The organism is Streptomyces sp. LS-MS-L19 (assembly GCF_058382285.1).
The window spans coordinates 906092-927494 of sequence record NZ_JBYCLL010000001.1 but is presented as its reverse complement, the minus strand read 5'-3'; the positions used below and the strand labels follow the sequence as shown (position 1 = coordinate 927494).

The following is a 21403-nucleotide window of genomic DNA, read 5'->3' as shown; positions in this document are numbered from 1 at the left end:
AGCAGGCGGAACAGGCCCGCGTACTCCCCAGGAGGTACCCGCACTGCCGCTGGCCGTACGACGACCCGCCCCCCTCTCCGGAGCCAGTCTCGAAGCAGCACCGAACAACAGGAACTCCAGGGAGATGAACCGACATGCAGACGCTCGCGAACTGGGACGGTGGCCCCGGCCCGTGGATCCTCTTCTTCCCGCTGATCTGGGCGGCCGTCGTGCTCGGCGTCGTCACCGTCCTGCGCCGCACCGTCTGGCGCGGCCGCCGCGGACCGTGGCGTGCCATGGCCGACGCCGGTCCCTCCGGTGACTCGCCGATCGCCGTGCTCGGCCGCCGTTTCGCCTCCGGCGAGATCGACGAGGACGAGTACTGGCGCCGACTGTCCGTCCTGGACGAGCAGTTCGGCCGCACGGTGGGCAAGGGCGGTGCGGCATGACCGCCGGAACCGTCCCCTCACAGACGCTCCCCGCCGCCCGGGTGGTCGACGCCGTCAAGGTGTACGGCAGCGGCGACACCGGCGTGCGGGCCCTGGACGGGGTGAGCGTCGACTTCCCGGCCGGCCGCTTCACCGCGATCATGGGGCCGTCGGGCTCCGGCAAGTCCACGCTCATGCACTGCGCGGCGGGCCTCGACACGCTCACCGCGGGCGGCGCCTACATCGGCGACACCGACCTGGGCGCACTGGACGACCGCCGTCTGACCCTCCTGCGCCGCGACCGCGTCGGCTTCGTCTTCCAGGCGTTCAACCTGGTGCCGACGCTGACCGTCGAGGAGAACATCCGCTTGCCTCTGGACCTCGCGGGCGGCAAGGGGGACGCGGAGTGGATCGACGCGCTCGTCGACGTCGTAGGCCTGCGCGACCGGCTCCACCACCGGCCGAGCGAACTGTCCGGCGGACAGCAGCAACGCGTCGCCGTGGCCCGGGCGTTCGCCGGCCGGCCCGACGTCGTCTTCGCCGACGAACCCACCGGAAACCTCGACTCCCGTTCGGGCGGCGAGGTCCTCGGCCTCCTCGGCCGGACCGTACGCCAGACGGCCCGCACGGTCGTCATGGTCACCCACGACCCGGTCGCCGCCGCCCACGCGGACGAGGTCGTCTTCCTCGCCGACGGCCGCCTGGTGGACCGTATGGAATCCCCGACCGCCGACCGGGTCCTGGACCGGATGAAGGCGTTCGAGGCGACTTCACGGACGGGAGCGGGGGTGGGGGCGGGGGCCGTCACGGCGCCGGCGGCGGTCAAGCGGACCGAGCCCTCGATGCGGGACGAGCCCCCCGCGGCGGCCGCCGCGACCAGCGCCTCCACGCCGACCGGAACGCCCTCCCGCCCCCGGAAGGAGGGCCCCTCGTGAACGCCACCCTGCGCCTCAGCCGCTCCTCCCTGCTGGCCCACAAGCGCCGCTTCGCCGGGACCTTCCTCGCTGTCTTCCTCGGTGTGGCCTTCCTGGCCGGGACCCTCGTCATGGGCGACACCCTGCGCGCCGGCTTCGACACGATGTTCGGCAATGCCACCAGCGGCACCGACGCCGTGGTCCGCAGCGCCGAGGCCATCACCACACCGGGGGAGAGCGAGGGCGTCCGCGCGCCGGTCCCCACCGATCTGGTGCGGACCGTGGAACAGGTGCCCGGCGTCGCGGCCGCCGCCCCCGACATCCAGGGCGCCGGTCAGCTGATCGGCGCGAACGGCAAGCCCATCGGCGGCCAGGGCCCGCCCACCCTCGCCGGCAACTGGATCGACTACCCGGCGCTCAACCCGTACCGGCTGGCCGAGGGCCGCGCCCCGGAGAAGTCCGGCGAGGTCGTTGTCAACCGCGGCACCGCCGACCGGGGCGACCTGAAGATCGGCGACACCACGACGCTGCGCACGCCCGACCCCGTCGAGGTGAAGATCGTCGGCCTGGCGACCTTCGGCGGCGAGGACGGCATGGCCCAGGTGACGTACACGGGCATGACCCGCGCCGACGCCGAAAAGTACCTCACGGCAGAGCCCGGCCGGGCGTCAAGCATTCTGGTGCGCGCGGGCCCCGGCGTCAGCCAGCAGGAGCTCGTCGACCGGCTGACTCCCGTGCTGCCCAAGGGCGTTGAGGCCATCACGGGTCAGGAGTCGACCGAGGAGAACACCGACATGATCTCCAGTCAGTTCCTGACGATCTTCACCACCTTCCTGCTGGTGTTCTCGGGCGTGGCCCTTCTGGTCGCCACCTTCTCCATCCACAACACCTTCGCGATCGTCGTCGCCCAACGCACCCGCGAGAACGCCCTGTTGCGCGCCCTCGGTGCTTCCCGCCGACAGGTCACCGCATCGACCCTGACCGAGGCGAGCGCCGTGGCCCTGACCGCCTCCGCTGCCGGCCTGGCGGGCGGCATCGGTGTCGCCGCCGGCCTCCAGGCGCTGTTCCCGGCCATTGGATTCCCCTTCCCCGAGGGCGACTTGGTGGTCAGCGCACTGTCGATGGCACTGCCGCTCGCGGTCGGCGTCGTGGTCTGCCTGGGCTCCGCGCTGCTGCCCGCCGTACGCGCCGGACACACCGCACCCCTCGCCGCGCTGCGCGAGACGGCCGTCGACCGGTCCGGCGCCTCCCGAGGCCGGGCCGTCCTCGGGGCCGGCCTGGCCGCGCTCGCCGTGGCCGTCACGCTCACCGGCGTCCTGGTGTCCCCGTCCCTCTGGCCGGCGGGAGCCGGTGCCGTCCTGGCCCTGGCCGCCTTCGTGGTCCTCGGCCCGGTCGCCGCCACGGCAGCGGTACGGGTCCTGGGTCGGCCCCTCGACCGACTGCGCGGAGTCACCGGCGGGCTCGCCCGGCGCAACGCCCTGCGCAGCCCCCGGCGGACGGCCGCCACCGCGAGCGCACTGATGATCGGCGTCGCCGTGGTGTCCCTGTTCACCGTGTTCGGGGCCTCCTTGAAGGCGACCATGGACCAGACCGTGTCCCGGTCCTTCGCGGGCGATGTCGCCGTCAGCGCCCCGTCGTTCGGCGCGGGCGGCAGCGGTCTGAGCCCCCGGCTCGCCGCAGCGGTGCAACGACTGCCCGAGGTGGACACGGCCGTGGGACTCGGCCGCGGGGTCACCGAAGTCAACGGCAGCGGACGGGCCTTGACGGTCACGGACCCGCTCGCGCTGCAACGCACCTTCGATCTCGGCACGGTCCGCGGCTCCTTGAGCGAGCTGGGCACCCACGGCATCGCGATCACCGAGAAGGAAGCGGAGAAGCAGGGCCTCGCGCCCGGGGACAGGGTCCGGCTCGGCTTCACCGACGGCGAGACGGAGACCTTCACGGTCCGCGCGGTCTACGGACAGTCCGAGCTGGCGGGGGAGTACGTCATCACGCGCGCGGCCTGGGCCCCGCATCGCACCCAGGACTCCGACACCCTCGTCGCCGTCTCCTTCAAGGATGGGGTGAGCGCCGACGCCGGCAAGGCTGCGGTGGAGAAGGTGGCGGCGCGCTACGGCAACCCCGAGGTGCAGACCCGGGACGAGTACGCGCAGTCCTCGGCCGGCGGGATCGACATGATGCTGACGCTCGTCTACGCCCTGCTCGCCCTCGCGGTCCTCATCGCCCTGCTGGGCATCGCCAACACGCTCTCCCTGGCCGTCCACGAGCGCACCCGCGAACTGGGCCTGCTGCGGGCCGTCGGCCAAACCCGGTCCCAGCTGCGGGCCATGGTGCGCTGGGAGTCGGTGCTGGTCGCCGCCTTCGGCACGGTCGGCGGGCTCGGCCTCGGCGCCTTCCTCGGCTGGGTCCTGGTGGAGGCCTCGGACGGCGCGAGCGACAGCACCTTCGCCTTCGCGATGCCACCGCTGCAACTCGCGGTGGTCGCCCTGGTGGGCCTCGCGGCGGGAGCCCTCGCGGGCCTGCGCCCGGCCCGACGCGCGGCACGGCTCGACGTGCTTCGGGCGATAGCCACGGAGTGAGACTTCCGCGGGCGCGCCGGTCACCGGTGCCCCGGAGGGCCGCGTCGACCCCGAGAACCCGATCGCACGAAGTCCTCGAGACCTGAGCGCGATCGGGCTCCCGACGCCGACGGAGAACGCGATCGGGCTCCCGACGCCAATGGAGGGCACCCTGCCGACGCACCCCCAGCCGGACCAGCCGAAGAGGCTGTCACCGCCCGGTCAACCGGCAACGGCGGACCGGGCGGGAGCGTGTTCCGGCCTGCGGACGTCGACCTCGGGGAACCTGAGCCCGGACGTCTCCGCGACCGCGACCTTCCGCCGCGGCGGACGCGTGGCGGCGGCCGGCCGGGGGCGCGCCGCGGCGGGCGTGGGCAGGGTGAACCACACGACCTTGCCCGACTCGCCGTCAGGCCGTACGCCCCAGCTCTCGCTGACCGCGGCCACCATCGCTAGCCCGCGCCCGCACGTGGCCAGCGGCTCGGCGTCCTCGATGTCGGCCACGACCGGCAGACGCGGGTCGTGGTCGCGCACCGAGACCGTGAGTCGATCGAACAGCAGCTCGATCTCCACGGTGCACGTCTTGTCGGGCTGGGCATGGCGGTGGACGTTGGTCAACAGCTCCGTCACACCGAGCGCGGCCCGGTCTATGAGGGGATCCAGATGCCAGTAGCGCAATTGCGCGGAAAGGATTCTGCGGACCTGGCCGATCCGCGACGGCAGAGCCTGGAGCTCCACCGCGCAGTGCCTGCTCGGATGACTGATCACGGCTGCGACTCCCCGACGTGAGGTCCGGAAGAACACGGAGTTCGGATCGATCCAGCAGGATGCCGGAGTGGAAACGGCCGCCTGCTGTCGTGCCCGGCGGGCTGGTTCGCAGCGTAATCGCCGGTAAACCGAGAGTGATGTGAGAACAGCGTGACGCAGGAGGCGCGGTGGCGCAACTCACAGTCCGCCGAGTCCGCCCGCGCCGTCGCGTGCCGGCTCAGTCGCGGCGTCCCGCCGCCCTGCGTACGGCCTCGATGAAGCGGCGCGCCGCGGGGGGCCCGGGTTCACCCGGGGCCGGGTCGTGCTCGCCCAGGGTGAGCGAGTACCGGTTCCCGTTGAGGTCCGCGAGGGCCCGGTCGTCGTTCGCGAACCAGGGCTTGGAGGCGCGCACCGCCTGCACCGGCGCGCTGTCGATCTCACTGCCGTAACTGGTGAGCAGTTCCAGTCTGCCGTCGCTGATCCGGACCTGACCGGCCCGGGTGAGCGAGCGCAACCTCTTGCCGATCCGGACGCCCGTAGCCGTGAACTCCGGCTCCGCCATGCCGTCCCGCCCCCTTGTGCGCATCGGTGTGCCGACCCGCGCTCCCGTGTGCGCCGAGAGCCGGCTCCTGTCGTGATCCAGTGTGCGCCCCCGTTCGGGACCTCGTCCCGCCCGGTGCAGTCTGCCCGCCACGGGCGTCGAGCACCAGTGCGCATGACACCTCACCGGGAGCGTCGGGCGCACTCGCCCGAATGCGCCCCCACAGCCGTGCGGACGGCGACCCCAGGGGTGCCTTTGAGGCTCTCAAAGGTGCGTTTATGCAGGTGAGGGGCGTGCGAAAGGTGTCTATGATCGAGGTGTCGGCCGCGCGATCCGCCGTCGGCGCGCAGCGTAAGGAGCCCTGTCGTGAGCACCCCTCAGCAGACCCGGACCGGCGACACCCTCGATGTCGACCACAGCGACCCCGCCTACCGCGGCTGGCTGAAAGAAGCCGTCCGCAAGGTCCAGGCCGACGCCAACCGCTCGGCCGACACCCACCTGCTGCGCTTCCCGCTGCCCGAGAGGTGGGGCATCGACCTGTACCTCAAGGACGAGTCCACGCACCCGACCGGCAGCCTCAAACACCGGCTGGCCCGCTCGCTCTTCCTCTACGGCCTCTGCAATGGCTGGATCCGGCCCGGCCGCCCGGTGATCGAGGCGTCCAGCGGCTCGACGGCCGTGTCCGAGGCGTACTTCGCGAAGCTGATCGGCGTGCCCTTCATCGCGGTCATGCCCCGCACGACGAGCGCGGAGAAGATCCGCCTCATCGAGTTCCACGGCGGGCGGTGCCACTTCGTGGACGATCCGCGCACGATGTACGAGGAGTCCGCCCGACTCGCGGTGGAGACCGGCGGCCACTACATGGACCAGTTCACCTACGCGGAACGGGCCACGGACTGGCGCGGCAACAACAACATCGCCGAATCCATCTTCCGCCAACTGGAGTTGGAGAGATTTCCGGAGCCCGCGTGGATCGTCGCCACGGCCGGCACCGGCGGCACCTCGGCGACCATCGCCCGGTACGTCCACTACATGCAGCACGACACCCGCATCTGTGTGGCCGATCCGGAGAACTCCTGTTTCTTCGAGGGCTGGACCACCGGCGATCCGGACGTCACCTGCGACTGCGGCTCGCGCATCGAGGGCATCGGTCGGCCCCGGATGGAGCCGAGCTTCGTGCCCGGTGCGATCGACCGCATGATGAAGGTCCCCGACGCGGCCAGCGTCGCCGCCGTACGCGCCCTGGAGCAGGCCATCGGCCGGAAGGCGGGCGGCTCGACCGGCACCGGCCTGTGGAGCGCCCTGAAGATCATCGCCGAGATGGTGGCCGAGGGACGGCGGGGCAGTGTCGTCACCCTGCTCTGCGACCCCGGCGACCGCTACCTCGACAAGTACTACTCGGACACCTGGCTGACCGAACAGGGCCTGGACATCGAGCCGTACACGACGGCGATCGCCACCCTGCTGCAGACAGGCGTCTGGCCCGACTGAGCCTGCCATCGAGCAGACCCCGGGCCGCGTCACTCCCGCACCGCTCCGGTCACCAGCCCGTCCGGCCGGAGCGTCGGGCCCGGGCGGGCGTGCCGGCGAACGCCCGATCCCCCGAACGGCCTGCGAAGGCGCGCCGGATGCCGGGGGAGGGATTTGCATGGACACCATGCCCCGACTCGACACCGCAAGCCGCCGGTCACTTCACTCCGCCGCAGCACTGGGCCTGGTAGCGGCGCTGGCCGTCGGCTGTACCGGGTCCGACGCCGACACCGCCGCCGTCGTCGGCCGTGCGGCGGCCGCGACGTCGCCGCTGCCCTCGGTCCCGCCCGCCCAGCCGCCGGCACAGCTCACCCGTGCCAAGGTCGAGACCGCGGTGGACCAGCTGGACGACGTCGTCAAGGACGCCATGCGCACCACCGGGGTGCCCGGAATCGCGGTGGGCGTCGTCTACGACGACAAGGTGGTGTACCAGAAGGGGTTCGGCCTGCGGAAGGCGGGCACGAAGGACCGGATCGGAGCGGACACGGTCTTCCAGCTCGCCTCGGTCTCCAAGCCCCTCGCCTCCACCGTGGTCGCCGCCGCGGTGGGCGACAAGACGGTCGGCTGGGACGACCCGGTCGTCAAGTACACGCCCGGATTCGCGCTGAAGGACCCGTGGGTCAGCCGCCATGTCACGCTGGCCGACCTGTTCTCGCACCGCAGCGGACTGCCCGACCACGCCGGAGACCTCCTGGAGGACCTGGGCTACGACCGCTCGTACATCCTGAACCACCTGCGCTACGAGCCGCTGGCCCCCTTCCGCGCCCACTACGCGTACACCAACTTCGGACTGACCGAAGCGGGCGTCGCCGCCGCGCGAGCGGCGGGCACCAGCTGGGAGGAGCTGTCCGCCGACAAGGTGTACAAGCCGCTGGGGATGGACTCCACCAGCTCCTCGTTCGCCGACTACGAGAAGGCGGGCAACAAGGCCACCTTGCACGTGAAGAGCGGGGACACCTGGAATGCCTCGTACGTGCGAAACCCGGACGCCCAGAGCCCGGCGGGCGGGGCCAGTTCCACGGTCAGCGACATGACGAAGTGGCTGCGCCTGCAACTGGGCAACGGGAAGTTCGAGGGGCGGCAGGTCGTCGACGCCGCCGCGCTGGAGCAGACCCACCTGCCGTACATGGTCTCCGCGCCGCCGCACACGCCCGCGGGCCGGGCCGGCTTCTACGGTCTCGGCTGGAACGTCAGCTACGACGACCAGGGCAGGCTGAAGCTCGGCCACTCCGGCGGCTTCGCGCTGGGGGCGGCCACCAACGTCGCGCTGCTGCCCTCGGAGAAGCTCGGCATCGTCGTCCTGACCAACGGCGAGCCGATCGGTGTGCCCGAGGCGATCTCCGCCACCTTCCTCGACACCGCGCAGACGGGCGGGCCGACCGTCGACTGGCTGAAGTTCCTCGGGCCGGTCTTCCAGCAGACCCTGCAGGCGGAACGCTCGGAGACCGACTACAGCAAGCCCCCGGCCTCGCCCGCGCCCGCAAAGGCCAACAGCGCCTACACCGGAACGTACGCCAACGACTACTACGGCCCGCTGACCGTCAGCGCCCAGGGGGACGAACTCAGCCTGCAGGTCGGGCCCAAGAAGCAACGGTTCGTCCTGACCCACTACGACGGTGACACCTTCAGCTACCGCACCACCGGAGAGATGGCCGTCGGCCTGACCGGGGTGACCTTCACCGTCGGCTCAGGCGGCCGCGCCGACAAGGTCCGGGTCGAGAACCTCGACACGAGCGGCCTCGGCACCTTCACGAGGAACGACTAGCCTCGCGTCCTCACGGGCGCTGTGGAGGGTCCGGCGGCCGTACGGGCTCCTGGTGCGCGAGCCGCCGGTCCAGCCGCTTGACCGCGTCCCGGAAAGCCCGTCCCAGGCCGGCCCGCCCGAGCCTCGTCACGAGCCGGAACGCCGCCGTACCGTCCACGGCGAACGTCCACCGCACACTCGTGCCCGTCCCGGCGGGCACGAGCCGCCACTCCTCGGCGATGGCGCGGGCCCCGGGCGCGTTGGCCACGTCGACCCGGTAGGCGTACACCTCGGGGTCCTTCGCCGCGATGACCGTCTCCTGGAAGCGCCCGCCGCCCTTGAGGTGGATCTCACGGGTCGAACCGTCCCCGGTGGAGCGGGCGAGGGTCACCGCGGCGAACCACTCCTGCCACCCGGGGACGTCCTCGGCGAGTGCCCGGTAGACCGCCTCCGGCGGCGCCGACATCTCCTGCACGAACACCATCCGGACCGGCGCGGTCCCGATGAAGTCGAGCCCCACCTCACGCAGTTGGTGAGCCACGGACACACCCCCCTGTGTCGGGTCAGGAGCTGCTCACCCTAGCTGACGCCCAGTCAACTGTCCTTACCCGCAACGGCCTCGTCGGCATCACCGGCCACCACAAGGCGCCGCAGATGCTCGGAGATCTCCGCGCGCGCCGCACCCGGCAGCCCCGCGTCCGTCACCAGGGTGTCGACCTGCTCCAGCGCGGCGAACGAACTCAGGCCCACGGTGCCCCACTTGGTGTGGTCGGCGACCACCACGACCCGCCGCGCCGACTGCACGAGCCGGCGGTTGGTCTCGGCCTCCGCGAGGTTCGGCGTCGACAGCCCGGCCTCGACCGATATCCCGTGCACCCCGAGGAAGAGCACATCGAAGTGCAGCGCCCCGATCGCCTGGTCGGCCACCGGTCCCACCAGCGAGTCGGACGGGGTACGCACCCCGCCGGTCAGCACGACGGTCGCCGCGCCCTGACGCGGGCCCGTGGTGCGCTGCGCCGCGTGGAACACGTCGGCCACCCGCACCGAGTTGGTGACGACGGTCAGATCCGGCACGTCGAGCAGATGGTGGGCCAGCGCGTACGTCGTCGTACCGCCCGACAGCGCGATCGCCGTGCCCGGCGCGACCAGCTCCGCCGCCGACCGCGCGATGTCCTCCTTGGCGGTCAGCTCCAGTCCCGACTTCGCCTCGAACCCCGGCTCGTGCGTGCTCGCCTCGACCACCGGAACCGCGCCGCCGTGCACCTTCTCCAGCACACCCTGGCGGGCCAGCGCGTCGAGATCGCGCCGCACGGTCATGTCCGACACGCCGAGCTTCCGCGTCAGCTCGTTGACGCGCACCCCGCCGCGGCGCCGGACCTCGTCCAGGATCAGGGCGCGCCGCTGCTCCGCGAGGAGGTTCTGATTCTCGCTCACGTACGCTCCGGTCCTTTCGCCTGGGGCCGTCCGACACGCCCTGCGCACCCACTCCGACTAGGATATTTTGCCCGTCCCTGGTGCGCGGACGTCCCATACTCGCACGGGCCCCCCACGGTCGCGCCACCGACCGCCCCGTCACGCTCATGTCCCCGGGTGTACACCTGCGCTCTCGCTGTCACTCGGATCGGGGAGATTCCGTGACGAGAGGTGCGCGAAACGCGGTCGGCGGAGATCCTTGTGCCCGCACGGACAGATGCCGACGGCGCGTCACGGGGGAAGTGCGAATCAGTGGAACGTGTTCCGACCAAGGGCACCGGCGGCTCGACCGCCCGTGCCGCAGCATCCGGCACCGCCCTGGAACTCCTGGTCCACGGAGTGGGCGGCACCACGCCGGACAAGATGCTCGACGACCCGCGCACGGTGCGGATCACCGGGGACGACGTCGCGGCCGTGTTCCGGCGCGCCGACGACGTCGACGCCGAGGCCCGACCGCACGACGGCCGCACCGGCCCGGTCCCCGAGGCGTACGTCTGGTGCAACCTCACCTCGGGAAACGGCACCCGCGCCCTGTGGCTGCTGTTGCTGCCGTTCATGGTCGTCAACCTCGCCCACTGGATGCGGCCCACCGCGCGCGGCCGCAAGAAGACCGTGCGGCTCTACGGCCTGCTGGTACGGCTCGCCGGCCTGACCCTGACCGTCCTGCTGGTCGCCGCCGCCTGCGAGGTCGCCCTGGACCTCGCCGCCTGGCAGTGCGCGGGCACACGCGCGTGCGCCGAGTCGCGCTCCTGGCTCGGCTTCCTGTCGCCCGACGTGTCCGACGACGGCTGGTGGAGCAGGCCCGGCCGCCGCCTCGCCCTCGCCGCCCTCGTCCCGACCGCGCTCACCGGCCTGCTCTGGTACCTGTCCCACCGCACCTGGAGCGCCTACGAGTCCCAGCAGCCCCTGCCCCGCGAGGGCGAGCCCGAGGAGGACCACGGCCGCACCGCGCTCGGCCGCCCCGGCTTCTGGTACGGCCGCCGCCTGGTCGCCCGCCTGCGCGCCGCGCACACCGCCGCCGGCTTCCTGACGATCGCCGCCGCGGTCAGCTCGACGGCCGCCCGCTTCGACCGCGCACCGGGCGGTCCCGCCCTGCTGGACACCCTGGGCCGCCTCCTTCAGCTGAGTCTCGTCCTCGCCGGGGCGACGGTCGTGTGGGTGGTGTGCCGCCGCGGCCGCAGCGAGCGGCGCCTGGACCGCCGGCTCGACGAGCAGCTCGTACGACGCCTGCCGCTCGCCGCGCTCGCCCTGCTCGCCCTCGCCGCGGTGTACGCCGGCTGGGCCCGGCCGGGATGGCAGTCGCAGGGCCGGCTGTCGGGGGACGCCACCTTCGGCGGCATCGCCTTCGTCCAGGGGCTTCTGGTGATCGGCCTGGCCGTCGTCGCCCACCTGCTGTACCGCACGCACCCCGACCCGCGCGCCGCCCTGCGCGGCCTCGCCGGACCCGCCGTCGCGACGCTGGCCTGCGCCCTCGGCGGCGTGATGTCCGGAGGCGTGTCGCAGCGCGTGGCGGACTGGCTGGACGGCACCGGCGCCACCATCCCCGGCCCGCCGGTCCTGCTGACCTGGCAGGCGTCCGTGATCCCGCTGGTCCTGCTCGTGCTCCTCGGGCACCTCGCCTGGCTGGGCCGGCGGGCCTGGCGATCGGGCCGGGAGCAACGGGCCGTCGTGGAGAGCGAGTACCCCGGCGAGCCCAAGGACGCGGCCCGCACCCGGCGCATCGCCAGGACCCGCGCCATGGCGGCCCTGACGGACCGCGGGCCCCGCCTGCTCGGTGTGACGGCGGCCAGCACCCTGCTCCTCGGGTCCGGAGCGCTCGTCGGCGCCCTGACCTCCCGCAAGACCCCGGCCAGGGCCGCCGAGGGGGCGTACCCCTTCGTCGAGAGCGCCGCCGAGGCCGGCCAGGCCCTCGGCTCCTGGCTGATCGGTCTCGGCTTCCTCCTGTTCGTCACCTGGGGCAGACGCGCCTACAAGGACGCCTCCGCCCGCCGCACCATCGGCATCCTCTGGGACGTCGGCACCTTCTGGCCGCGCGCCGCCCACCCCTTCGCCCCGCCCTGCTACGCCGAGCGCGCGGTCCCCGACCTGACCTGGCGGATCGGGACCTGGATCCGGACCACCGGCGGCCGACTGGTCATCTCGGGCCACTCCCAGGGCAGCGTCCTCGCCGCCGCCGCGGCCTGGCAGCTGGAGCCGTCGGTCCGCAAGCGGGTCGCCCTGCTGACCTACGGCTCCCCGCTCGAGCGCCTCTACGGCCGCTGGTTCCCGGCCCACTTCGGACCGGCCGCCCTCACCGCCCTGCACCACGACGTGGACTGCTGGCGCAACCTCCACCGGCTCACCGACCCCATCGGCGGCCCGGTCCGGCTGCCCGGCGACTGCGGCCCCGAGGTGGACCGCGAGCCCCTCAGGGACCCCCTGGTCTACGGCCGCACCGATCTGCACCCGCTGCCCGCGCCCATCCTCGGCCACTCCGACTACCAGGCCGACCCCGCCTTCGCCGAGGAACGGGCGAAGCTGCTGGGCCGGCTCCAGCCGGACCTGCCGGGACCGCGCTCTCAGGACGAGCCGGGCAGATCCTCGGCGTAGAGCAGGGTCAGATCGTCCGTGGTCGGGTCGTCGACCTGAGCGACCCGGCTCGCGTGCCTCTCGACCATCGCCTCGAACGTCTGCCGCGCGGTACGGCCGTTGCCGAACGCGGGCCCCTTCGGCATCGCCGTGAAGTACTTCCGCAGGGCCTCGGGGGCGCCCGGCGCCAGCCGGTACTCGTGCTCCTCGGCCTGCTGCTCCACGATGCTGAGGAGTTCGTCCGGGTCGTAGTCGCTGAAGGTGATGGTCCGTGAGAAGCGGGACGCCACCCCCGGGTTGACCGACAGGAACCGCTCCATCTCGGCGGTGTAGCCGGCGACGATCACCACGACCGCGTCCCGGTGGTCCTCCATCAGCTTCACCAGCGTGTCGATGGCCTCCTTGCCGAAGTCCCGGCCGGAGTCCTCCGGCGACAGCGCGTACGCCTCGTCGATGAACAGCACTCCGCCGCGCGCCCGGTCGAAGGCCTCCTGGGTGCGGATCGCGGTGGAGCCGATGTGCTCGCCGACCAGGTCGACGCGGGACACCTCGACGAGATGGCCCTTCTCCAGGACCCCGAGAGAGGCGAGGATCTCGCCGTAGAGCCGGGCGACGGTCGTCTTGCCGGTGCCGGGGGAACCGGTGAAGACCAGGTGGCGCTTGACGGAGGCCGCCTTGAGACCCGCCTGCTGACGGCGCCTTCCCACCTCGATCATGTCGGTGAGCGCCCGCACTTCGCGCTTGACACTGTCCAGGCCCACCAGCGCGTCGAGTTCACCGAGGACGGCCTTGGAGGTGCGCGCCGGCTTCTCCGGCTCGGCGGGCGCGACCAGCGGCTCCTGCTCGGTGATCCGCTGCTCCGGGATCGCACCCAGCAGGCCGGCGGAGCGGGACTCGGTCTGTACGGCCGTCTCCCGGGCCGCGGGCGGGGTCAGACCGCCGCTCTCGTCGCTGGTGCAGTCCTCGACGACGGGCCCCGAACCGGCCGCCGCGTCGGGGGCGTCGGCGAACTCGTAGCCCCCGCGCGCGCAGCGCTCGGTGCGGCACTTCCTGAGGGTCGTACGGCAGCCGTCTATGACGTGGAAGCCGTAGCCGCCGCTGCCCGTCACCCGGCAGTTCAGGAAGCTGCCGCGGCCGCCCGCCGACACGTAGAAGCCGGCCTCGGCGGGGGAGTCGACCGTGCACCGCTCGATCGTCGGGTCGGCGCCCTTGGTGACGATCACTCCGGTCTGGGTGCCGTCCACGGTGCAGTTGTTGAGGGTGCCGCCGCTGCCGTGGTCGCGGAACCAGGCACCGGTGGCCGCGTCCCGGATCCGGCAGTCGTCGAGCTGGGCGGTGGCGCCGTCGCTCACGGACACGGCCGTGTTGCGGACCTGGGAGATGTCGCTGTCGACGACGTCCGCGCGGGAGCCGCGGTCCAGGACGAACAGGGCGTCCGGCACGTCGTGCACCCGGCAGGAGTCGAGGACCGCGGTGGCGCCGTCGCTGACCCAGACCGCGGGGTAGTCGCCGGTGCTGTCGAAGATCTCGCACTGGTTGGCGTCCACGCGCGTGCCCGGGTCCCACACCGACAGGCCGTTGCGCCCGAACTGGCGGACGGTGGTGCGGGTCAGGGTCAGGACCGAGCGGGAGCGCAGGTCGACCGCGTTCTCCGGGATGTCGTGGATACGGCAGTCGGCCAGGGTCAGCACCGCGTCGGTGTCGAGGGTGACGCCGTCGCCGGTGGTGCGGTGCACATCGCAGTCGGTGAGGTGCGCGGTGGCCCGGCCGGTGATCTGGACGCCGCTGCCGCGGACCTCGTAGATCTCGCAACCCACGGCCTCCAGCGCGGAGTTCTCGCCGGTCGCCGCCAGACCCGCACCCGAGGTGTGGTGGATCCGGCAGCGGTCGAGGCGGGGGTGGGCGCCGCCGCGCACCGCGACACCGGACTGGCCGGCCGCCACGATCTCGCATTCCTCGAACACCCCGCCCGCGCCCTCGAGTACGGCGATGCCGATGCCGGCCGGGTTGTCGACGGTGCAGCGCCGCACGGTCGGCCGGGCGCCGCCGCGCACCTCTATGCCGGCCGCGGACCGGGTGACGACCCTGATGTCGGCGAGTTCCGGGGTGCCTTCCTCGACGAGCAGCGCGGGCGCGGCCGCGTCCTGGCCCTCCACGTGCAGGTCCTGGACCACCGCCGAGGCACGGACCGTCAACGGCACCCCGTCCACGGGCGCGATGCGCACGGAACCCGGCGAGCCCTCCGGGCCGCGCAGGGTCACCGCCCGCTGCACCACGAGGTTCTCCCGGTAGGTGCCGGGCGCGACGGTGAGGACGTCGCCCTCGGCCGCGGCCTCCAGGGCGGCGGCGAGCGACGCGTACTCACCTGTGCGGCGCCGCCACCGCGATGTGCCGGTGTGCGTCACCTGGACCGTGCCCTGTGCCATGGCGTTGCTGTGCCCCCACCTCGTAGTACGCGGGTTTGTGCTGCCGAAGAGGTTCGGCCGGTCCACCGTAGCGTGCGCGCGGGTGGTGGGTTGACCAGAGCCGTAAGGCCGTCAACTGCCGGTACCGGTCCGGCCCCAGTCCGGGCCCGCGCTGTCCCAGGCCCGGTCCCACCCCGCGTACCGGCGACGGACCATGCGCCACACGGCCAACCGCCGGGTGCCCTCGATCAGCCCCGCGGCCAGCAGGGCCGCGCCGGTGCCGGCGAGCACCGCATGGGTGGTGGCGGTGGCGGAGTCCAGCGGCCGGGCCGCTATCCGCCCGTGCAGGTCCGTCCAGATGTCGAAGTGGTCGCCACGGTGCGGGGTCTGGAGGGCGGCCATGACGGTGCCCTTGTGGGTGGTGCCGTCCGGCGCGGTCCAGTCGGCCAGCACCCGGCTTCTGACCTCCCGCCCCGAGGACGTCTCCGGGTCGGCGTCCAGTGGGGAGCGGTCCAGCTTGCGGATCACGGTCGCCGTCACCAGCTGCCGGGACTCACGCTGCTCCCGCACCGCCCCCTGGAGCGCGTCCTGAGCCACCCCGCCGACGACCGAGCCGACCACGGGTGTGACGACCAGGATCAGCAGCAGGGCGACGAGGGCCACCCAGGCCTCGGCCAGATCGGTCCCGCGCCGCAGCGGGTTGTGCCGCCACCGCCAGAGTCCGCTGATCGCTCGCACCGTCCGCACCCCCTTCCGCTCCGTGATAACCCCCTGTCGAGGGATTCACGCGCGGGACCGGCCGAAGAGAGAGCGAAATCACCTGCGGCCGGGTCCTCTCATGAACTCCTCATGAAAGGACCAACGTGCGGGCCACCGGGCGGGGTTCCCGCCGGACGGATCCGGGTGGATCTTTGACGGAACCCTGCCCGCGGCCCGTCCGGCCGCTCAGTCGAGGATCCTGACCGGATCGCCGACCCGGATCGTGCCCCGGGACTGCGGCACCAGGTTCTGGCCGAAGACCAGCTTGCTGCCGAAGCGCCGGTGGCGGCCCAGGGTGTGCAGGGGCTCCTTGCCGCGCACCGCGCTGGACTGGTCGGTCGTGGTCACCACGCACCGCCCGCACATCTTGACCACGCGGAACGTGACGTCGCCGACGGCGATCCGCGACCAGTCGTCCTCCGCCCAGGCCTCGGTGCCGCCCACGACGACGTTCGGCCGGAAACGGTTCATGGGCAGCGGCCCTTCGGCGGCGTGCCGGCCTTCGGCGATCAGGGAGTTGAGGGCGTCGAGGGAGGCCGCGGAGGTGAGCAGCAGCGGATATCCGTCGGCGAAGGAGACGGTCTCGCCCGGCAGCGCGTACTCGGGGTCGACCGGGCGGCGGGTGGCGGGGTCGTCCAGGTGCACGAGGCGCGCGCCGACGCCCAGGTAGTCGCTGCACCAGGTGTGCGCGGCCGCGTCGGCGGCGGGCACCCCCTCGACCTTCTCCCCGAAGAGCTCCAGCGTGAGGGTCCCGCCGGGCTCGGGGGCGGGCACGGTCAGCGGCTCCATGCCGGGCGCGGACAGCACGACGCCGCCGCCGGGCAACAGCTCGGCGGCGGCCAGTGCGAGACGTGGCTGCTGTCGCTGTGTGACGACCTTTCCCCCGTCGTCGACCAACGCCCAGCGCCGGTCGCCGGCCAGCCCCCAGGGCTCCACCTCGGCCTCCCGGGGCGCGAGACCCCGGAACGCCTTGACCGGATGGACGTGGATCGACAGCAGCTGCGCATTCCCCATGAGGCCATCGTGCCAGGCGGCACCGACAGCCCGGGAGGGGAATCAGTACCCGCGGTACTGCTGGTTGTTGTACGGATCCTGGTAGGGAGCCGCCTGGGCGGGCCGCGGAGCCGCGGGGCGCATCGCCTCGTAGCCCGTGTTCATGCCCATCCCCATGCCGGGAGCGGCCGGGCGCGGCTGCTGCTGCGGCCCGGGATAACCGCGCGGCGCGGCGGCCTGCTGCGGGATGTACGCGGCGGGCGCCTGCTGGAGCGGAGAGGGCTGTTGCGCCTGCGGATAGCCGTAGGCGGACTGGGAGGGACCCGCGGGCAGGGCGGGCAGCGAGGACGGCAGCGCGGGCAGGTGGCTCGCCGGGACGTCGTACGCGGCAGGGACCCGGATCGGGGCGATCTGCGGGGTGCCCCGCTCGGCCACGAGCGAGTCGTAGATCGGAGTGTCCGGGAAGGAGGCGGAGTAGTAGCCGCCGCCATAAGTGGAGCGGGGGGAGGTCATGGCACATAAGTTAAGCCCACGATGTGCTGGTTGGGGAGACCGATAAGAGGGTTGTTTTCCGTGTCGGCAGTGACGCCGGATCCCCAATGCGAGCGAACTCGGCAAAATAGGACGCGAATCCGGGGTCGCTGCGTGTAAAGCCCGAGTTCCCAGGGGGTTACCGGTGGTTGACCGGCGATCTTGCTGTGCGCGGGATGGGAGTTCGCTGTCCCGTGGGAATAGGTTGTGCGGGTAGAACACGAAGGGCCGCCGGGGCGCGTCCTGGCCTGCCGACACCTGATGGGGGCGGACATGTCAATGTCGAAAGGCTCGAACGTTCCGGTGCCCACGACGGCACTGCGCGTCGAATTGGGCTGGCGTTCCGGACCGGGGGTCCCCGACGCGGATGCCTCGGCCCTGCTGCTCGTCGGTGGAAAGGTCCGTTCGGACGCCGACTTCGTCTTCTACAACCAGCCCGCGCACGCCTCCGGCGCGGTCCGTCACGAGGGCAAGCGGACCGACGGCGGCCGGGTGACCGACATCCTGCTCGTCGACCTCGCGCGCGTGGAGCCGTCGGTCGAGACCGTCGTGCTGGCCGCCTCCTCGGACGGCGGCACCTTCGCGCACGTCCCGGACCTGTACATCGAGGTCCGGGACGCCGCTCAGGGCACCGTGGCCGCGCGGTTCGACAGCACCGGCGCCACCGTCGAAACCGCTTTCGTGCTCGGGGAGTTCTACCGTCGGCAGGGAACCTGGAAGTTCCGCGCGGTGGGACAGGGCTACGACAGCGGACTGGAAGGACTGGCAACAGACTTCGGGATCACCGTGGACGAGCCCCAGCAGGCGGCGCCCCCGGCGAGCACGCCCGCACCGGTCGCCCCACCGCCCGCGCCCGCCGCGCAGCCGGTCCGCCTGACCAAGGTCACGCTCACCAAGGCGGCCCCCTCGGTCTCCCTCACCAAACAGGGCGGCACCTCGGGCGCGATGCGGGTGAACCTCAACTGGCAGGTACGCAAACAGTTCTCGGGGTGGGGCAGCAAACGCGGCCGCGCGGTGGCCATGCACGCGGACCTCGACCTCGACCTGTGCGCCCTGTACGAGCTCGCCGACGGCCGCAAGGGGGTCGTACAGGCGCTGGGCAACGCCTATGGAGCCCTGCACCAGCCGCCGTACATCCATCTCGACGGCGACGACCGCACCGGTGCGGTCGCCGGCGGCGAGAACCTCACCGTGAACCTCGACCACCAGCGGGACTTCCGGCGCATCCTTGTTTTCGTCACCATCTACGAGGGCGCGCGCTCCTTCGCCGACCTGCACGCCACCGTCACGCTCCAGCCGCAGTACGGCGCCCCGATCGACTTCTCGCTCGACGAGTGCACGGTGCCCTCCACCGTCTGCGCGCTGGCCCTCATCACCAACACCGGCGACGACCTCGTCGTCCAGCGCGAGGCCCGCTATCTGGTGCCCGACCGGGGCGTGAGCCCGCAGCGCACGGTGGACTACGCCTACGGCTGGGGCATGAACTGGACGCCGGGCCGCAAGTGACCGGCTACCTCTCCTCGCCGACCACGGCGTCCGGGCGGGCATAGGTGCGGCCCTTCCAGGCCGCGCCGCGTCCCCGGTAGTGCTGCACCGCCGAGTCGACCGTCATCAGGAGGTAGAGGAACGCGGTGAACGGCAGCAGGGGCGCGAGCCACAGCGGCTGCCGGTAGTAGCGGAGCATGGGGAGGTACGTCCCGGTCATGACCAGCCAGGCGAGACCGCCGAGCACGCAGGTCGCGGCGCTCGCCGTCGCCAGACCTGTGACGACGGCGACCGGCGGGACCAGGTAGACCAGCGCCAGCCCGAGGACCGTGCCGAGCAGCACCAGGGGGTTGTGGCGGAGCTGGGCGTAGGCGCTGCGCGACACCATCCGCCACAGGTCGTGCAGCCGGGGATAGGGACGCACGCTGTCCACCCGCTCGGCCAGGCCCAGCCAGATGTGCCCGCCCCCGCCCTTGACGGCCCTCGCGAGGGCCACGTCGTCGATGACGGCGTGCCGGATGGCGTCCGGGATCCGCGCCCGCTCGGCGGTCTCGGCACGCAGCAGGACACAGCCGCCCGCCGCGGCCGCGGTGCGCGCGCCCTTCCTGCCGATCCGCCGGAACGGATACAGCTGAGCGAAGAAGTAGACGAACGCCGGCACCACGAGCCGCTCCCACAGGCTCTCCACCCGCAGTCGGGCCATCTGCGAGACGACGTCGAAGCCCCCCGCGTGCGCCGCGGCGACCAGGCGCCGCAGACTGTCCGGCTCGTGCGCGATGTCGGCGTCCGTCAGCAGCAGATACTCGGGGCCACGCGCGCGTGCCAGGCCGATCCCGTGACGCACGGCCCACAGCTTGCCGGTCCACCCCGCGGGCGGCTCACCCGGCGAGGACACGGTCAGCGGCAGCCCGCCCGCGCGCCGCGCGAGTTGGCGGGCCAGCTCCCCGGTGCCGTCCGAGCTGCCGTCGTCGACCAGGAAGACCTCGGCACGCCCCGGATAGTCCTGGGTGAGGAGGGAAGGGAGGCTCGCGGGCAGTACCTCGGCCTCGTCGCGAGCCGGCACCACCACGGCCACGAAGGGCCAGGCGTCCGGATCCCGCTCCGGCGGGAGCCGCACGTCCGTGCGCCAGAAGAAGCCCTGGCAGAGCAGCAGCCACAGCCAGGCGGCGAGGGATACGGCGGCGGTCCACGCGATGGCGCTCACGCGCGCAGTCTGCCCCACGGGAGAGGCCGTCAAGGGCTCATCGTCTATCGTGGCCGGGTGAAGATCGCGCTCTTGGACTCCGGAATCGGTCTGCTCGCGGCCACCGCCGCGGTACGGCGACTGCGCCCCGACGCCGATCTCGTGCTCTCCCTCGACCCCGACGGCATGCCCTGGGGCCCCCGGACCCCCGAGGACATCGTCGGACGCGCCCTGGGCCTCGCCGAGGCGGCCGCGGCCCACGGTCCCGACGCCCTGATCATCGGCTGCAACACCGCCACCGTGCACGCCCTGACCGCCCTGCGGGCCCGCCTCGAACCGGACCTGCCGGTCGTCGGCACCGTCCCCGCGATCAAGCCCGCCGCGGCCGGCGGCGGCCCCTTCGCCATCTGGGCCACGCCCGCCACCACCGGCAGCCCCTACCAGCGCGGGCTCCTCGCGGATTTCGCCGACGGCGTGCCCGCCACCGAGGTGCCCTGCCACGGCCTCGCCGAGGCGGTGGAACACGCCGACGAGCCCGCGATCGACGCCGCCGTCGCCGCGGCCGCCGCCCTGACCCCCGAGGACGTGACGACCGTCGTCCTGGGCTGCACCCACTACGAACTGGTCGCCGAGCGCATCCGTGCCGCCGTACAGCGCCCCGGGCGTCCGCCGCTCGTCCTGCACGGCTCCGCCGGAGCGGTCGCCGCCCAGGCGCTGCGCCGGCTCGGCGAGCAGCCCGCCCCCGAGGCCGCGCCCACCGGCACCCTCACGGTGCTCCTGAGCGGCCGCGAGGGCACCGCGCTGCCCGCGCCCGCCCTGGCCTACGAGGAAGGCCGGCTCCTGGGCACGGCCACACCCGCCCGCTGACCACGCTGAGCGGCCGGAACGTTCCGCCCCAAGGGCGCGCCGCCGACCGCGTCGGACGGCCGGAAAGCCGCGCCCGGCGCAGTCACTCTCCGCGACGAACTACCCGCGGGGCGAAACCTGAGTAATCTCGTAGGCATGAGGGACCACCCCCACGGCGAGCAGACCTCGCACCACACCGACGTCTGGACCGGTCGCGCATCCAACCGGATCCAGTGGCTGCTGGCGCTCGGCGGCGCCGCGATCGTGGCACTCGGCATCGAGCTCGCCGTCGACTCGGCGTGGACCTCCGGCGTCGCCCCGCTGGTCATGTCCGTGGTCGGCTGCATCGCGGCCGGACTGCTGGTCCTCTTCCTCACGCTCGCCTTCGTCCATGTCGCCCTCAGGGTCGACATGGAGTGCCTGGAGGTGCGCTGCGGCCACATCGGCGTACCGCGCCGCCGGATCCCGCTGGCGCATGTCGCCGGAGCCGAGTTCGCCCCGCACGTCAACCCGCGCCAGTGGGGCGGCTGGGGCTACCGCTGGCGGCCCGAGAAGGGCACCGCCGTCGTCGTACGCCGTGGTGAGGGCGTGGTGCTGCGGCTGTGGGACGGCCACACGTTCACCGTCACCGTGGACGACGCCGAGGCCGCCGTACGCATCATCCGGGACCGGCTGCGGCCCGGGACCACCGCTCCGCGACGCTGAGTCCGGGCCGGCCG

General features: G+C 72.7%; 18 protein-coding genes. 9 read left to right on the top strand and 9 right to left on the bottom strand.

Going from position 1 to position 21403, the window contains the following annotated elements:
- Window positions 1-134: 134 nt before the first annotated feature.
- Genes AC2XR2_RS04105 through AC2XR2_RS04095 form a run of 3 tightly spaced genes read left to right on the top strand, consistent with a single transcriptional unit; the run spans window position 135 to window position 3900 of the window.
- Entirely contained in the window at window positions 135-428 is a 294-nt protein-coding gene (locus AC2XR2_RS04105) for an SHOCT domain-containing protein (protein ID WP_381299466.1), read from the top strand.
- Window positions 425-1342, top strand: coding sequence for an ABC transporter ATP-binding protein (locus tag AC2XR2_RS04100; RefSeq protein ID WP_381299467.1), 918 nt, complete (start codon window positions 425-427; stop codon window positions 1340-1342). Before AC2XR2_RS04105 ends, AC2XR2_RS04100 begins: the two co-directional genes overlap by 4 nt.
- Window positions 1339-3900, top strand: coding sequence for an ABC transporter permease (locus AC2XR2_RS04095; protein WP_491514292.1), 2562 nt, complete (start codon window positions 1339-1341; stop codon window positions 3898-3900). The genes AC2XR2_RS04100 and AC2XR2_RS04095 overlap by 4 nt, the downstream gene beginning before the upstream one ends.
- Before the next feature lie 201 nt (window positions 3901-4101).
- On the opposite strand, the gene AC2XR2_RS04090 is transcribed toward AC2XR2_RS04095, so the two are convergent.
- Window positions 4102-4647, bottom strand: coding sequence for an ATP-binding protein (locus AC2XR2_RS04090; protein WP_381299469.1), 546 nt, complete (start codon window positions 4645-4647; stop codon window positions 4102-4104).
- A 217-nt stretch (window positions 4648-4864) separates the two neighbouring features.
- The gene (locus tag AC2XR2_RS04085) at window positions 4865-5188 is read right to left on the bottom strand and encodes a hypothetical protein (RefSeq protein WP_330268754.1); all 324 of its coding nucleotides are present in this window, start codon (window positions 5186-5188) and stop codon (window positions 4865-4867) included.
- A gap of 345 nt (window positions 5189-5533) precedes the next feature.
- Here AC2XR2_RS04085 and cds1 point away from each other — a divergent pair, with 345 nt between their 5' ends.
- Both cds1 and AC2XR2_RS04075 read left to right on the top strand, forming a co-directional pair.
- A complete protein-coding gene (gene cds1 / locus AC2XR2_RS04080) occupies window positions 5534-6658 on the top strand; it encodes an L-cysteine desulfhydrase Cds1 (protein ID WP_330268755.1) in 1125 nt (374 codons plus the stop codon).
- A 157-nt stretch (window positions 6659-6815) separates the two neighbouring features.
- A complete protein-coding gene (locus tag AC2XR2_RS04075; RefSeq protein ID WP_491514291.1) occupies window positions 6816-8462 on the top strand; it encodes a serine hydrolase in 1647 nt (548 codons plus the stop codon).
- 10 nt (window positions 8463-8472) lie between these two features.
- Here the strand turns inward: AC2XR2_RS04075 and AC2XR2_RS04070 are convergent, their stop codons facing one another.
- A complete protein-coding gene (locus AC2XR2_RS04070) occupies window positions 8473-8982 on the bottom strand; it encodes an SRPBCC family protein (protein ID WP_491514290.1) in 510 nt (169 codons plus the stop codon).
- 53 nt (window positions 8983-9035) lie between these two features.
- Window positions 9036-9875, bottom strand: coding sequence for a DeoR/GlpR family DNA-binding transcription regulator (locus tag AC2XR2_RS04065; protein ID WP_330268758.1), 840 nt, complete (start codon window positions 9873-9875; stop codon window positions 9036-9038).
- A 291-nt stretch (window positions 9876-10166) separates the two neighbouring features.
- Here AC2XR2_RS04065 and AC2XR2_RS04060 point away from each other — a divergent pair, with 291 nt between their 5' ends.
- The gene (locus AC2XR2_RS04060; protein ID WP_491514289.1) at window positions 10167-12503 is read left to right on the top strand and encodes a hypothetical protein; all 2337 of its coding nucleotides are present in this window, start codon (window positions 10167-10169) and stop codon (window positions 12501-12503) included.
- Here AC2XR2_RS04060 and AC2XR2_RS04055 read toward each other — a convergent pair.
- From AC2XR2_RS04055 to AC2XR2_RS04040, 4 genes are all read right to left on the bottom strand, one after another.
- Entirely contained in the window at window positions 12473-14908 is a 2436-nt protein-coding gene (locus tag AC2XR2_RS04055; protein WP_381299474.1) for a right-handed parallel beta-helix repeat-containing protein, read from the bottom strand. The genes AC2XR2_RS04060 and AC2XR2_RS04055 overlap by 31 nt on opposite strands.
- 111 nt (window positions 14909-15019) lie before the next feature.
- The gene (locus tag AC2XR2_RS04050; RefSeq protein WP_381299475.1) at window positions 15020-15625 is read right to left on the bottom strand and encodes an Rv1733c family protein; all 606 of its coding nucleotides are present in this window, start codon (window positions 15623-15625) and stop codon (window positions 15020-15022) included.
- Between the two features lie 207 nt (window positions 15626-15832).
- On the bottom strand, window positions 15833-16660 hold the full coding sequence (locus AC2XR2_RS04045) for an MOSC domain-containing protein (RefSeq protein ID WP_491514288.1): 828 nt from the start codon (window positions 16658-16660) through the stop codon (window positions 15833-15835).
- A gap of 42 nt (window positions 16661-16702) precedes the next feature.
- A complete protein-coding gene (locus tag AC2XR2_RS04040) occupies window positions 16703-17152 on the bottom strand; it encodes a DUF6643 family protein (RefSeq protein WP_123758921.1) in 450 nt (149 codons plus the stop codon).
- A gap of 297 nt (window positions 17153-17449) precedes the next feature.
- On the opposite strand from AC2XR2_RS04040, the gene AC2XR2_RS04035 reads away from it, so the two are divergent.
- The gene (locus tag AC2XR2_RS04035; RefSeq protein ID WP_491518404.1) at window positions 17450-18676 is read left to right on the top strand and encodes a TerD family protein; all 1227 of its coding nucleotides are present in this window, start codon (window positions 17450-17452) and stop codon (window positions 18674-18676) included.
- Window positions 18677-18680: 4 nt separating this feature from the next.
- Here the strand turns inward: AC2XR2_RS04035 and AC2XR2_RS04030 are convergent, their stop codons facing one another.
- Entirely contained in the window at window positions 18681-19877 is a 1197-nt protein-coding gene (locus AC2XR2_RS04030) for a glycosyltransferase (RefSeq protein WP_491518403.1), read from the bottom strand.
- A 39-nt stretch (window positions 19878-19916) separates the two neighbouring features.
- On the opposite strand from AC2XR2_RS04030, the gene AC2XR2_RS04025 reads away from it, so the two are divergent.
- Together AC2XR2_RS04025 and AC2XR2_RS04020 are read left to right on the top strand one after the other, a co-directional pair.
- Window positions 19917-20705 (top strand): glutamate racemase, encoded by a 789-nt coding sequence (locus AC2XR2_RS04025; protein WP_491514287.1) that lies wholly within the window; start codon window positions 19917-19919, stop codon window positions 20703-20705.
- 135 nt (window positions 20706-20840) lie between these two features.
- A complete protein-coding gene (locus AC2XR2_RS04020; RefSeq protein ID WP_330268762.1) occupies window positions 20841-21389 on the top strand; it encodes a hypothetical protein in 549 nt (182 codons plus the stop codon).
- The last annotated feature ends 14 nt before the right edge of the window (window positions 21390-21403 follow it).

Bases quoted from the DNA above. Each gene is read 5' to 3' on its own strand.
- AC2XR2_RS04105 (WP_381299466.1), top strand. From the start codon at position 135: ATGCAGACGCTCGCGAACTGGGACGGTGGCCCCGGCCCGTGGATCCTC.
- AC2XR2_RS04100 (WP_381299467.1), top strand. From the start codon at position 425: ATGACCGCCGGAACCGTCCCCTCACAGACGCTCCCCGCCGCCCGGGTG.
- AC2XR2_RS04085 (WP_330268754.1), bottom strand. From the start codon at position 5,188: ATGGCGGAGCCGGAGTTCACGGCTACGGGCGTCCGGATCGGCAAGAGG.
- AC2XR2_RS04075 (WP_491514291.1), top strand. From the start codon at position 6,816: ATGGACACCATGCCCCGACTCGACACCGCAAGCCGCCGGTCACTTCAC.
- AC2XR2_RS04055 (WP_381299474.1), bottom strand. From the start codon at position 14,908: ATGGCACAGGGCACGGTCCAGGTGACGCACACCGGCACATCGCGGTGG.
- AC2XR2_RS04045 (WP_491514288.1), bottom strand. From the start codon at position 16,660: ATGGGGAATGCGCAGCTGCTGTCGATCCACGTCCATCCGGTCAAGGCG.
- AC2XR2_RS04040 (WP_123758921.1), bottom strand. From the start codon at position 17,152: ATGACCTCCCCCCGCTCCACTTATGGCGGCGGCTACTACTCCGCCTCC.
- AC2XR2_RS04035 (WP_491518404.1), top strand. From the start codon at position 17,450: ATGTCGAAAGGCTCGAACGTTCCGGTGCCCACGACGGCACTGCGCGTC.
- AC2XR2_RS04020 (WP_330268762.1), top strand. From the start codon at position 20,841: ATGAGGGACCACCCCCACGGCGAGCAGACCTCGCACCACACCGACGTC.